General features: G+C 68.7%; 12 protein-coding genes and 3 pseudogenes. 10 read left to right on the top strand and 5 right to left on the bottom strand.

Annotation, left to right across the window (positions count from 1 at the left end):
* Positions 1 to 70 precede the first annotated feature (70 nt).
* The 3 genes and pseudogenes from DWB77_RS36760 to DWB77_RS36770 all read right to left on the bottom strand — a co-directional run.
* Positions 71 to 431, bottom strand: a pseudogene (locus tag DWB77_RS36760) (response regulator); the annotation flags it as partial.
* On the bottom strand, positions 419 to 1,666 hold the full coding sequence (locus DWB77_RS36765; protein ID WP_120727036.1) for a sensor histidine kinase: 1,248 nt from the start codon (positions 1,664 to 1,666) through the stop codon (positions 419 to 421). The pseudogene DWB77_RS36760 and the gene DWB77_RS36765, both read right to left, overlap by 13 nt.
* Positions 1,667 to 1,714: 48 nt before the next feature.
* Entirely contained in the window at positions 1,715 to 2,923 is a 1,209-nt protein-coding gene (locus tag DWB77_RS36770) for an alpha/beta hydrolase family protein (protein ID WP_246033777.1), read from the bottom strand.
* Positions 2,924 to 3,110: 187 nt separating this feature from the next.
* Between DWB77_RS36770 and DWB77_RS38170 the strand changes: the two genes are divergently transcribed.
* Both DWB77_RS38170 and DWB77_RS36775 read left to right on the top strand, forming a co-directional pair.
* Positions 3,111 to 3,404, top strand: coding sequence for a hypothetical protein (locus DWB77_RS38170; protein WP_162952718.1), 294 nt, complete (start codon positions 3,111 to 3,113; stop codon positions 3,402 to 3,404).
* Positions 3,337 to 4,458, top strand: coding sequence for an IS701 family transposase (locus DWB77_RS36775; protein WP_162952719.1), 1,122 nt, complete (start codon positions 3,337 to 3,339; stop codon positions 4,456 to 4,458). Before DWB77_RS38170 ends, DWB77_RS36775 begins: the two co-directional genes overlap by 68 nt.
* Positions 4,459 to 4,839: 381 nt before the next feature.
* Here the strand turns inward: DWB77_RS36775 and DWB77_RS36780 are convergent, their stop codons facing one another.
* Positions 4,840 to 5,778 carry a GlxA family transcriptional regulator gene (locus tag DWB77_RS36780; RefSeq protein WP_120727040.1) on the bottom strand — a complete coding sequence of 313 codons (939 nt, stop codon included), beginning with the start codon at positions 5,776 to 5,778 and terminating at the stop codon, positions 4,840 to 4,842.
* Positions 5,779 to 5,977: 199 nt separating this feature from the next.
* Here DWB77_RS36780 and DWB77_RS36785 point away from each other — a divergent pair, with 199 nt between their 5' ends.
* From DWB77_RS36785 to DWB77_RS39490, 8 genes and pseudogenes are all read left to right on the top strand, one after another.
* Entirely contained in the window at positions 5,978 to 6,667 is a 690-nt protein-coding gene (locus DWB77_RS36785) for a DJ-1/PfpI family protein (RefSeq protein WP_120727042.1), read from the top strand.
* 65 nt (positions 6,668 to 6,732) lie between these two features.
* On the top strand, positions 6,733 to 7,050 hold the full coding sequence (locus DWB77_RS36790; RefSeq protein WP_120727044.1) for a hypothetical protein: 318 nt from the start codon (positions 6,733 to 6,735) through the stop codon (positions 7,048 to 7,050).
* A pseudogene (locus DWB77_RS36795) lies at positions 7,047 to 7,513 on the top strand (DUF2269 family protein). Before DWB77_RS36790 ends, DWB77_RS36795 begins: the two are co-directional and overlap by 4 nt.
* A 2-nt stretch (positions 7,514 to 7,515) precedes the next feature.
* Positions 7,516 to 7,830 (top strand): DUF3817 domain-containing protein, encoded by a 315-nt coding sequence (locus DWB77_RS36800; RefSeq protein ID WP_120728655.1) that lies wholly within the window; start codon positions 7,516 to 7,518, stop codon positions 7,828 to 7,830.
* Positions 7,831 to 8,208: 378 nt separating this feature from the next.
* Entirely contained in the window at positions 8,209 to 8,820 is a 612-nt protein-coding gene (locus DWB77_RS36805) for a MepB family protein (protein WP_120727046.1), read from the top strand.
* 312 nt (positions 8,821 to 9,132) lie between these two features.
* Positions 9,133 to 10,593, top strand: a complete 1,461-nt coding sequence (locus tag DWB77_RS36810; RefSeq protein ID WP_246033778.1) for a PP2C family protein-serine/threonine phosphatase — start codon at positions 9,133 to 9,135, stop codon at positions 10,591 to 10,593.
* A 5-nt stretch (positions 10,594 to 10,598) separates the two neighbouring features.
* Positions 10,599 to 10,967, top strand: a complete 369-nt coding sequence (locus DWB77_RS36815) for an STAS domain-containing protein (RefSeq protein WP_120727047.1) — start codon at positions 10,599 to 10,601, stop codon at positions 10,965 to 10,967.
* A gap of 58 nt (positions 10,968 to 11,025) precedes the next feature.
* Positions 11,026 to 11,208: pseudogene (locus DWB77_RS39490) on the top strand (peptidylprolyl isomerase); the annotation flags it as partial.
* A 45-nt stretch (positions 11,209 to 11,253) separates the two neighbouring features.
* Here the strand turns inward: DWB77_RS39490 and DWB77_RS39700 are convergent.
* Positions 11,254 to 11,892, bottom strand: a complete 639-nt coding sequence (locus DWB77_RS39700; RefSeq protein ID WP_428985179.1) for a DUF4262 domain-containing protein — start codon at positions 11,890 to 11,892, stop codon at positions 11,254 to 11,256.
* Between the last annotated feature and the right edge of the window lie 114 nt (positions 11,893 to 12,006).

Consider the following 12,006-nt stretch of genomic DNA (forward strand, 5'->3'; position numbering starts at 1 on the left):
GGTCGAGTTGGTCGGCGTAGGCGTCTAGTACTCCAGCCGTAGATCGTGATCACGAATGGGAAAGTAAGGCCCGGGACGCTCCGAGGAACCGCAGCACGGCCTGGACGCGGCGGTGGTCCGCGTCGACCACAGGCAGGGTGTTCGCAGACAGCAGGTCAGCTGCGTACCGCTCCTCCACGTACTGCGAAAGCAGCACCACCGGCGTCCCGGCCAGCGCCGACGGATCTCCATTGCCGCCCGGACCCCCCGTCGGCGAAGCCGGGCGGCATCCGGACGTCGATGAAAGCGAGTTGGGGCCGGTGCTCCTCCACTGCCGCCAACAGCCCCTCCGTGTCGCCGGCTTCCGCGGCAACCTGGCACCCGCTCATCTCTAGCGTCTTGACCAGGCCGACCCGCAACGACACCGAATCCTCAGCGATCACCGCGCGCACGGCAGCTCCGCGGTGATGGTGGTGGGCCCGCCAACGGGGCTGCTGACGTGGAAGGCCCCGTCGAGGGAGCCGACCCGCTTGGCCAGCCCGGTCAGCCCCGTGCCGGCTGTGACATCGGCACCGCCCAGCCCGTCGTCGGTAACGCGCACTCGCAGTACCTCGCCGATCTGACGGACTATCACCTCTGCACGCGTCGCGTTGGCGTGCTTCGTCGCATTGGTCAGCGCCTCAGAGATCACGAAGTACGCGACTGACTCCACGTTGGGCGCCACCCGCTCCTCCAGATCGACCCGCAGCCGCACCGGCAGGGGCGTGCGGGCAGCCAGCCCGGACAACGCCGCGTCCAGACCTCGGTCTTCGAGCACGGCCGGGTGCAGCCCCCGCACCAGGTCATTGAGTTCGGCGATCGCCTCCTTCGCCTCCAGGTGCGCTCTCGCGATCTCCTCGCGGGCATCACTCGGCAGGTCCGGGCGGGTGGCAATGGCCAGACCCAGGTTGACCGCGAGAGACACCAACCGCTGCTGGGTGCCGTCGTGCAGGTCACGCTCGATCCGGCGGCGCTCCGCGTCGACGGCCTCGATCAAGTCGGTCCGGCTCACGGCCAACTGATCGACCCGCTCCTGGAGCCGCTGCGCCCGGCTGGGCCCGAGCAGGCCCAACGCCAGCCGCGCCTCGGCCCGGGCTGCTGCCCCCGCGGTCCAGGGCAGGGCGCACAGGAGGAGGAGTCCAGCCGCTGTGCAAGCCGACAGCTGGGTCGGATTGCCGAACCAGTCCTGGCGCATTCCGGTTGGCAGCATCCATGCCCAGGCGTAGGCGGTGACGCCCGCCAGGCCCGCCGCCGCCAGCGCGAGCACCAGCAGCTCCAGCAGCGCGAGCAGCGGGCCCAGCAGGAGGTGGTAGCCGACCTTGCGCCAAGGCCGCGTTGCCGCGAGCCACTGGGCGGCCGAGGCCCACGTCCATTTCTCCGGCGCGGTGGGGGTGAGCCGGGGGACGTCCACACCGATGAACACCCGGTAGCGAGCCCGCTGAACGGCCGTCAGCACCAGGGTGCAGAGCAGGACCAGGGCGGTCGACATGGGAACCGTCAGGAGCCAATTCCCGGTCCTGGCGATAGTCAGCCCCGCCCAGGATGACACGGGCACCAGCGCCAGGTGCGGCAGCACACCAGCGGCAAGAAAGCCGGTGTCCCGCCACGCCCGGACGACCTTGCGTCTCAGTCCAGCTGGAATCGTCATGGCACGACGCTAGGACACCGCAGGAGGAGGGACTGTACGGTCATTGGTTCAACTCCCGAGCTGGAAGAGTACTTCCGGATTGTTCGGCGAGGGGCCGTCCAGCAGCGGACTGTGGATCCCCTTCAGCGTCCGGTCGAAGAACGCCGTCACGTACCCACGCGTGATCACGATTCCACGTTCGGGGTCGAGCGGCGGCGTCGGGAACCCGGCCTCCTCCTCGAGCAGGTCCACGTCGGTGAAGCTGGGGTGGGTGGCGCCGGTGACCGCCACCCACTTCTTGTAGCCGCCGAGGGCGGCCCAGGCTTGCCCCCAGTTGTCACCACCGCCGGTCGAGTGGTAGGCGGCCGCACCCAGCATGAGGAACGGCCGGTTGATCTGGCCGGGCATCGGGGCCGGGCTGAAGGTGCCGTCCATGTTCACCCCGGCCAGTACTCGCGGGTCGGCGATCATCGTGGTGGCGGCGGCCGCTCCGCCGATGGAGTGTCCGGCCATGCCGATCTCGTGCTTGTCGATGAGGTGTGCCAGGCGCCACGCGGTATTGCCATGCGTCAACCGGTCAATCACGAAGGACACGTCCAGCGCGCGGCTGGCGGTGACCGTGTCCGTGTCGAGATTCGGGTCATCGCAGATCGCGCACGGCGGCGTCTGGCCGTTCGCCAGCGTCTCGCCGCTGTCCTCGTAGGTGTGGCCGACGAGCGCGACGACGTAGCAGTGACTGGCCAGGTCGGTCGCGAGCGAGGTGAGCACCATGCGCGGGTCCCCGAACCCGGGTGAGAGGACCACCAGCGGATACTTGCCGCGTTGCGGCCGCGCGCCGCCGAAGGCGTGAGTGGTGACGCTGGAAAGGTTCTGCGGGGTGACGCCGGAGCTCGCCGGTATCTTCGCGTGCTGGATGTGTCCGGCTGCCTCGGCGAGGGTCATGTAAGGGGCCGGCGTCCCGGTCCCGGGGACGGCCGGGTAGACCATCGTGACGGTCAGTTGGCGGGGACCGGATGACGGCACCCACGGGTCGGGACGGCTCGCGTCGGTGAGGTGGATGACGTCCTCGCCGGCGGCGTAGGGGCCGGCCGGCGCAGGGAGCGTGCCTTGGAGGGACCGCGGTGGCGCGGTGGCTGTGGCCGGTGCGGTGGGTAACGCGTGCGTGGCCGCCGGCGTGGCCGACGGTGTGGTCGTGGCGGCGGACCCGGCGCCGGTTCCGGTGACGAGGGCGGCGAGCGCCAGCGCCGCGACGGCGCTGATACGGCGATTGCGTTTCACGGGATCGACGCTAGGGCCCCGCAGGAGGACGGTGCCATGAAAGCTGTACCCGATCTCATGGTGAACCTAGTACCACGTGTGAATCTTGATCTTGTCCTGTGGGCGGACACCATCTCGGGTCGGTAGGTCGGCTTCTGCTGGCCGCTGGCAGGTGGACCGGGCCCGGTGGAACAGGCACTCTGCCCCGATGAGCATCGTCATCAAGTTCTTCGTGGCACCGGACGCCGAAGCTGCCGCTGCTGTCGCGGAGGGTGGTCCCGACGGGGTCTTCGAGTCCCTGACCTTCGGCAACTTCGCTGTCGAGGAGGCTCTGATCGAGGGGGAGGGCATCTTCACCAGTCGGAGCTTTGAGGAAGTCCTGGACGACGATGTTCCCAAGACTGTTGTCGACCGGGAGGACGGCGAGGGTCCGCTTGTCCTCGCCGTCGTCCGGCACCCTTCGCGATGCCCTGTGCACTGCCGTCGAGCACCGGCTCGCTGAAGTCAGCCGGCTGTGGGTGGCCGAGCGGGCGGCAGACGGCGAGGTCTTCGACCCCGAGATCGCCGTGTTCGCGGAGCATGCCGGTGACAGCAGTCCGGCCGGTATGCAGCATTTGCTCAGCCGCGCGTCCTGGGACGCCGACAAGGTCCGCTACGACATACGGGACTTCGTGGTCGAGCACCTGGGCAACCAGGACGTCGTCCTGGTGGTGGACGAGACCGGTGACCTGAAGAACGGCACCGCGAGCGTCGGGGTGCAACGCCAGTACACCGAGACCGCTGGGCGAATCGGAAAACGCCCAGGTCGCCGTCTACCTCGTCTACTCCACCTCGGTCGGGCACGCTGCCATCGACCGGCGCCTCTACATCCCACGCTCCTGGACTCAGGACCCCGACCAGTGCCGGGCCGCAGGCATCTCGGGCCACACGGGGTTCGCCACCAAGCCCGCCCTGGCCACCGAGATGATCGCCCAGGCCTGGACGCCGGCGTCACGGCCTCATGGGTCACCGGCGATGAGGTCTATGGCGGCGACCCCCACCTGAGCGCCGAACTGGAGCGCCGTCAGGTCGGCTACGTCCTCGCCGTCTCACGCAAGCGACCGATCCCGCCCCGCGCGAGCGTCTTCACGGCCGCCATGGTGGCCCACTGCCTCCCGAAGACTGCATGGCAGCGACTCTCAGCCGGAGACGGCGCCAAAGGCCACCGCTTCTACGACTGGGCCCAAGTAGAGATCGACAGCCCGGCGAGCAGCACGGGTCACCGGTCGGTGCTCATTCGACGCAACCGGTGCACCGACCAACTCGCCTTCTACCGTTGCTACTCGGCTAGACCCGTTCCTTTGAGTGCCCTGGTCAGGGTGGCCGGGCGCCGCTGGACGGTGGAGGAGACCTTCCAGTGCGCGAAGAGCCTGGCGGGCCTGGACGAACACCAGGTCCGCCGCTGGACCTCCTGGCATCGCTGGACCACGCTGGCCATGCTCGCGCACGCATTTCTCGTGGTCACGGCCGCATCGAACGGACCACCGCGACCACGCCGCCAGGGCTCGCCCTGCTGACCTGCGGCGAGATGCAACGTCTCTTCACCGCCTTCGCCGCACCGCAACCACGCGGCCTGGCGCACTGGCTCAATTGGTCATGCTGGCGCCGACGACACCAGGCCCGTGCACTGAGCAGCCTCTACCAATGTCAGGCACTCCCAATGTCGTGATCAAGATCTACAGCTGGAGTACTGGCCCGAGTGGTACCAGCGCTACCGTGCGGGGCAGTCGGGCCGAGAGCCGGGCAGCGGGCAGCGGAGCCATCCGACGCCGCTGTGGGCCGTTCGGTCTCCCGGGATGAGTCGTACTCGCGGGGCGAGGCAGTTGGTCTGACCTGGCGGGCGATGCGCCAGCATTGGCGCTGTGCAATCGGACCGACGGTCGTTCCGAGTCACTGCTTCAGCTGAAGGTGCGCCGGTAGGTTTGCGGGCTGACGCCGGTGGTGCGTTTGAAGCGGTCGCGGAATGTGGTGGGCGACCCGAATCCGACCTGGTCGCCGATGCGTTCCACGGAGTGATCCGTGGTTTCCAGCAGGTGCTGTGCTTGACGGATGCGGGCCCGGTGAAGCCACTGGAGTGGGGTGGTGCCGGTCTGATCGCGGAAGCGCCGGATCAGGGTCCGGGTGCTGGTGCCGGACTGCGCGGCGATGTCGGACAGAGTGAGGTCGCGGGTCAAGTTCCCCCTGAGCCAGGTGAGTAGTGCCTCCAGTTCGGAGCCCTGCGGTGCGGGGGTGTGGTCGTGGACGATGAACTGCGCCTGACCTCCCTCGCGTTCGAGCGGCATCACCGAGAGGCGGGCCGCATGGGCGGCGACCGCCGAGCCGTAGTCACGGCGGATCATGTGCAGGCAAAGGTCCATGCCCGCTGCCGCGCCGGCCGAGGTGAGGAACTGGCCGTTGTCGACGTAGAGGACGTCCGGGTCGACGTCGACGTCTGGATACAGGGTTGCCAGGAGCCCGGCCACGCTCCAGTGGGTCGTGCCGCGCAACCCGTCGAGGAGCCCGGTGGCGGCCAGGGGGAAAGTGCCCGTGCAGATGGAGGCGATTCGGGTGCCGTCGTTGGCGGCCGATCGCAGCGCGTCACGCACGGCCGGGGAGAGCGGGGCCGTGGGGTCGCTGACGCCCGGCACGATGATCGTGTCGGCGTCTCGGAGGCCCTCCAGATTCCAGGGGGCACGCAGGGCGAAGGCCCCGGCGTCGACCTCCTCGCGCTCGGCGCACACGCGGACCTGGTAGCCGGGTCGCCCGTCGGGCAGACGGGTCCGCGAGAAGACTTCGATCGGGGTGGACAGGTCGAAGGGGATCACTTGCTCCAGGGCGAGAACGGCGACTGTGTGCATGGCCGGAACGTACCTTCTCACCGCTCGATGGAATTGGTCCGAATCAGGACGTCCTCAGTGTCGCTGCACTTCGGAGGTCCTGGAAGCGTGTGGCATTTTCTCGTTGAAAGATGTCATTCATGCCACTGGGCGTTGGGCTCGGCAAGAGGTTGACTTCGACGTGTCTGACCTGAAGGAACACGATTCCGAAGGAACGCTCATGCATGTGCAGGTTGTCTTGTTCGATGGTTTCGACCCGCTCGATGTTGTTGCCCCCTACGAGGTGCTGTACGCCGGGGGCCAGGCATCGGGCGGCGCGGTGACCGTCGAGTTGGTCTCGGCGGAGGGCCCCCGGGAGGTGATCAGTGGCACCGGGGGGCTGGCGCTGTGCGCTGTGGGTGCCCTCGACCTGAAGCGTGCGGACTTGGTCCTGGTTCCCGGCGCCTCCGGTCGCGTGGGCGAGCCGGGCGAGGTTCCCGAGGAAGAGTTGGGGGCCGGCGAGTGGCAGCAGGACGAGTTCATTCCGGTACGGCTGGGCCGCACACTGGCCACCGAGCTCCCCGCGCTCCTCAAGCTGGCCATGGACGACCCGGGCATCACGGTCGCCACGGTCTGCGGTGGCTCGCTGGTCCTGGCCATGGCCGGCCTGCTGGAGGGACGGCACGCCACCACTCACCACATGGGGCTGGACATGCTCGACGCCACCGGCGCCCACGCGGTCCGCGCTCGCATCGTGGACGACGGCGACCTCATCACCGGCGCCGGCGTCACCTCCGGGCTCGACCTGGGCCTGTACCTCCTGGAGCGTGAGGTGGGCCCCCGCGTCGCGCACGCCGTCGAAGAGTTCTTCGCTCACGAGCGGCGCGGCACCGTCTGGCGCCCGCAGGGCCCGACACCCACCACCTTCTAGGCATGGGGCCCTTCGCGATTCAGTCGCCCAACATCCTCCGAGCACAGTCAGGAAAGAACATCAGCATGTCTGTCGAAGGCACCTGGAACCTGTCCATCTCCACCCCCATCGGCAAGATCAAGGCCGTGGTCGAACTCCGCGTGCAGGACGGCACCCTGACCGGCGTCGCCCGCAATGCCGGCGAGGAAGTCCCACTCGGCGACATCACCCTCGACGGCGACCGGCTCACCTGGAAGCAGGCCGTCACCCAGCCCATGCGGCTGAACCTGGTTTTCGATGTAGCGGTCGACGGGGACACCCTCCGGGGCACCTCCAAGGCCGGACGCCTCCCCTCTTCGAAGGTCACCGGCACGCGTCAGACCGTCTTGGAGCACCAGGCGTGACCAAGCTCCTTCTGTCCTTGCACGTCCTGGCCGCCCTCGTCGCCGTCGGACCGGTCACCGTCGCCGCGAGCATGTTTCCCGCAACGCTGCGCCGCGCCTCCGGCGACGGCGATGCCCGCACGACCTTGCGGACACTGCACGCATCTGCCGGGTCTACGCGGGAATCGGAATCGCAGTCCCCCTCTTCGGCCTCGCCACCGCCAGCAGCCTCGGCGTCCTCGGCGACACCTGGCTGATCACCTCGATCCTGCTGACGGCGGCAGCGGCCGGCGTCCTAACCTTGCTGATCCTGCCCGCGCAGGACCGTGCACTGGCCGAGACAACGAGTGCCACCTCGCCGTCGCCAGCACCGATTGCCTCGACACCGGGCCGTCTCGCCATGATCACCGGCATCTTCAACCTGCTCTGGGCCACCGTCACCGTACTGATGATCATCCGTCCCGGCTCCACCACGGGGGCGTGATCATGCACATCCGTTCTCCGCGCCACCTGCACATCGCGGCTCACGCCGAGCTGATTTCCCTGACCGTGCTGCTGGCCAATGTGTTCACCATCCACCTCAAGGCCATTTCCTCCCTGATGGGCCCGACCCATGGCTGCGCCTATCTGTTCGTCGTGATCGCCACCTGGCGCCTCAAGCAGGCCCCGGTCGCCGCCAAGGTCCTGGCCATCGTTCCGGGCGTCGGCGGGCTGCTCGCGCTGCGACGGTCGGCGCCGCCCTGGATGCCGTCGGAACCAAGCACGCACAGCGCGGCAAGCCCGCCGAGATCACCGGCCTGAAGACCCGCTGCGCCGACCCGCACGACAGGTTCGCCGGCAGACCCTGCCCTCGCGCCGCACGGCAGGCCGGCGCAGCTCGCCATGCCTCCGCGGCGTCCGCGAGGTGCTCGGCCGCCATCTGCGCGGTGACATGGGTGCAGCGGTCCACCCACCCCCGCCATGCTCGTCTCGCGCGTCCCGCGTCGCGCGTCCCGCCCGCCGATCAGCAGGCGACCCTCCGTCAAGATCGTTCTGTGACGAACAACCTAGACGGCCCTGCTGACTTGGACGCCCTGTCTGCGTTCCCGGACACACCGTCAGCATTGGGATTGCCCCGACGAGAGCGACGTTCCCCAAGTCAAGCCGACTGCGTCCAAGCACCCGTGACAGGGTGGACGGATGACGACGAACCCCGAGTACTCATCCGACCTCCACCCCAAACCGTGGTTGAACACCGACCAGGCCCACGGAGATCTCATTGCGGCGAAGGCGCTCGTCTACGACCCCTGCGGGTTCGCCTGCTCGCAGCCAGTGCCCGAAGCCGAGGGCGCCGCTTACGCCGCCCACGAGTTCACCCTTGACGGCCTCTCCATCCGCTTCCGCGCAGCCAAGACGACCCCCTCCAAGGTCGGCCAATTCGTCACCGTCTGGAAGAGGTCCCCGGCCGGGCCTATCCAGCCCTTCGACGCAACGGACCCCGTCGACCTCTTTGTCATCAGCACCCGCGACCATCACCACTTCGGCCAGTTCGTCCTTCCCATGGACGAGCTCCGCCAACACGGCGTCATATCAGCAAGCGGTTCCGGTGGGAAACGAGCCTTCCGCGTCTACCCGCCCTGGGTGACCACCACCAACCGCCAGGCCAGCAGTGCGCAGGCGTGGCAGCTGGACTTCTTCCTGCACCTGCCCCAAGACAGGCCTGTCGACCTGGCCCGCGCTCACGAGCTCTACCACCCACAGGCCGGCGCTGGCGCAACCACAAGATCAGCCAGCCCAGCACGCGATCGCTGATCACTTACGACCACTGATCATTCGGAATGGCTCGTCTTCCGCCAGGGAGCTGTCGTCAAACGCCTGCGCGTTCAGGGACAAAGGGCAGATTCAGCCCCGCTTGCCCTTCTGTGCCCGCAGGTGGGGCGATGAGGGGAGCGCAGTTATACCCCGTGCCGTCGCCGGTTTCACCATCCATCACTGCGCGTCGACATCGTTGGGGTTCCTTCGAGGTGCCACCCGGATGGTCTTCGCGTACTCGTTGCGCTTACGCTTTCCGCTGGCCCGCGTCGCGTCCGGCGGCTGCGGGAGGTCAAGGAAGGTGGAAGGCCGATGCCCGAGCAGGCTTCGGCATTCGAGGACGGCGTTCCTGGCAAGCGCCTGCATCTGGTGCCCGACGAGGTCGTTGAGGCCGACCGGATGGAAGCGGTGCGCCGCTACGACATCCTTGATACCCCGCCCGACGGGGCGTTCGACCGGGTGGCTGCGCTAGCGGCCCGCCTGTTCGACGTCCCCGTGGCGACGGTGACGATCGTGGACGAGGACCGGATCTGGTTCAAGGCCGCGCACGGCCTGGACGGGGTCAGTGAGATCGGCCGCGACCCGGGCCTGTGCGGTTCGGCGGTGCTGCGCGACGATGCCCTGGTGATCCCTGACACGCTGCTCGATGACGTCGCCTGCGGCAACCCGCTGGTCACCGGTCCGCTGGGGGTTCGGTTCTACGCAGCCGCGCCGATCACCACTGCGGACGGGCACAAGCTGGGAACCATCAACGTCCTGGACACCAAGCCCCGCTCCATCACCTCCGAGCAGACTGCGACCCTGACCGATCTGGCGGCGATCGTGTTGGACGAGATGGAGCTGCGTCTGTCGGCGCTGCGCACGGTGCGCCAGGAGCAGCGGGCCGCCGAGGCTGAGCGGGCGGCCCGGGAGCAGGCGGAGAGGGACAAGGCGGCGATCGCCTCCTTCGCCTCCACCTTGCAGCGCACCCTGTTGCCGCCGGCGCTGCCGACGGCGCCCGGCCTGGAGTTGGCCTGTCATTACCACACCGCGTCCGTTCACGATGTGGGCGGCGACTTCTACGACGTCTTCCCCCTGCCCTCCGGGAAGTGGGGATTGTTCTTGGGGGACGTGTGCGGCAAGGGCGCCGAGGCGGCCACCATCACCTCCCTGGCCCGCTACACCCTGCGGGCCTCCGCCCAGCACACGGACGACCCCGTCGCGGTACTTGAGGCCCTGAACAACGCCCTGCTGGCCGACGTGTGGGCGGGCAGCCGGTTCTGCACAGCTTTCTTCGCCACCCTCACCCCCGCTGCGGCCGGGGGCTTCACCGTGGAGCTGGCCGCAGGTGGGCACCCTCCGGCCTACCACCTCAGTCCCGCCCCGCCCGAAGCCGGGCCCGCAACGCGCACGCGGGTGGAAGCGGTCCGCCCCAAGGGCGGCATGCTCATCGGGGCCTTCCCCGGCGCCCACTTCGCCTCCACCACCCGTCACCTCGCCCCCGGCCAGGCCCTGCTCCTCTACACCGACGGGCTGACCGAGGCACGCACCAGCACCGGCGCCATGCTCGGTGACGAGGGCCTGACGGCCTTCCTCGCCGCTCGTCCCGCCTCGTGCGGGGCGGCGCAGTTGGTCCAGGACACCGTCGGTTTGCTGGACGCCCTGGCCGGGGGCGCGAGTGACGACGTCGCCCTGCTGGCTCTGTCGGTTCCCACTTCCGACCAGACCGCCGCCGCGACGCGGGCCGGATCCACCGCCCACACCACCGCCGCGCCCGCCGGCGAGGAGCACTGACGGCCATGACCGACGACATCGAGCTGGCCCTGACCACCACCCCCGGTCCCGCGGCGGTCGCAACCGTCACCGGCGAGATCGACCTGCATACCGCACCCGGCTTGCGGACCCGCGCGCTGGAGCTCATCGGCCAGGGCCACCGCCACTTGATCCTGGACCTGTCGGGTGTGGGCTTCTGTGACTCCGCCGGGCTCAGCGCACTGATCGGCATCTGGCACGGCGCCAAGGAAGCGGGCGGCTCCCTGACCCTGGCCGCCATCCCCGACCGGCTGATGCGCATGCTCACCCTCACGGGTGTGGACAGCCTCCTGCCCCATTACCCGAGCACCGCCGAAGCGCTCAGCGCCCACCAGAGCGCCCCCGGCCCCGCCTGAACCGCTCCTTCGCCGACCTTTCACGTCCCTCTGCGGGCGGCGCAACCCGTTCTGCGCGGTGGTACAGCGAACAGCCGGGCCCTCGGGGGCGGTTCAGTCTTCGGCGTGCTCGCCGGCGTCCGGGTCACGTCGCGGAGGCAGGCCGCAGTCGGCCGGGACCGAAGCGTTCCACTACGACGGCACCATCTTCCATCGGGTGGTCCGATTCATGATTCAGGGCGGCGGCTTCACCCTGGAGATGCAGCAGAAGCCGGCGCCGCAGCGGGTGGAGAACGGCGTTCGCCGCTCACGGCAGCAGAGCTGCGGCGAGCTCACGGGGCCGGGCGGCGAACGGGCTGTGGCTGCCCGGGAGGGTGCGCACGTGAACGGATCGCCGGGCAGAGTTCTGCGGTCCAGACCCCGGCCGGGTGGTCAGCGGGCGGCAGCCATAGTTGTGGCTGGGACTCGCGGTGCTTCTTGTCCGCCTGCTCTTCCCCAGGGAAACACCCTTTCGCATCGGGCCATGCAACTTGTAGGACGGGCAGCGGGGGCTGCCGGTAGAACTTGATGGCCCGCCCGAAGAAGGTTCGGTACCAACGCTGGTCCGCACTCTTGAGAGCGACTGGATAGCCGTCCACAACGTCGTGATGTTCTTGGCCGTTCTCCAGGACGCAGCCGGCGGCAGCCCTGTCGCCGAGGATGTTGACATGCGGTGCATGGCGTGGATGTCGAGTCCGAACATGGCGAGCTCAGGCCCGCCATGCGTGTGCGCGAGGCCGATGGTGTACGCGAATCCCGGGCCGACCCCGTCCTCGGGGACCATGACCACATGCCAGCCATGCTGCTGCACGTTCGAATTGATCGTCAGGTCCATCTGGTCGGCTTCGCCGCGGTCGCCGTAGTCATGGCACAGAACGCAGCGGCACTCGAACGGATCACCAGTCATACACGGAGGCTACGAGGCGACCACGCAAGCTGATCGTTCGGGCCCTCAGCCGAACACTGGGGTAATTCTCCGCGACCGCTCCCAGGATCTGTAACAGAGCCCGCTGAATGGCGT

The organism is Streptomyces hundungensis (assembly GCF_003627815.1).
Classification (GTDB): domain Bacteria; phylum Actinomycetota; class Actinomycetes; order Streptomycetales; family Streptomycetaceae; genus Streptomyces; species Streptomyces hundungensis_A.

Coding starts and splice junctions, on each gene's coding strand:
- DWB77_RS38170 (WP_162952718.1), top strand. CDS start 3,111: ATGAGCATCGTCATCAAGTTCTTCGTGGCACCGGACGCCGAAGCTGCC.
- DWB77_RS36765 (WP_120727036.1), bottom strand. CDS start 1,666: ATGACGATTCCAGCTGGACTGAGACGCAAGGTCGTCCGGGCGTGGCGG.
- DWB77_RS36815 (WP_120727047.1), top strand. CDS start 10,599: ATGACCGACGACATCGAGCTGGCCCTGACCACCACCCCCGGTCCCGCG.
- DWB77_RS36780 (WP_120727040.1), bottom strand. CDS start 5,778: ATGCACACAGTCGCCGTTCTCGCCCTGGAGCAAGTGATCCCCTTCGAC.
- DWB77_RS36805 (WP_120727046.1), top strand. CDS start 8,209: ATGACGACGAACCCCGAGTACTCATCCGACCTCCACCCCAAACCGTGG.
- DWB77_RS36800 (WP_120728655.1), top strand. CDS start 7,516: ATGCACATCCGTTCTCCGCGCCACCTGCACATCGCGGCTCACGCCGAG.
- DWB77_RS39700 (WP_428985179.1), bottom strand. CDS start 11,892: ATGACTGGTGATCCGTTCGAGTGCCGCTGCGTTCTGTGCCATGACTAC.
- DWB77_RS36810 (WP_246033778.1), top strand. CDS start 9,133: ATGCCCGAGCAGGCTTCGGCATTCGAGGACGGCGTTCCTGGCAAGCGC.
- DWB77_RS36790 (WP_120727044.1), top strand. CDS start 6,733: ATGTCTGTCGAAGGCACCTGGAACCTGTCCATCTCCACCCCCATCGGC.
- DWB77_RS36785 (WP_120727042.1), top strand. CDS start 5,978: ATGCATGTGCAGGTTGTCTTGTTCGATGGTTTCGACCCGCTCGATGTT.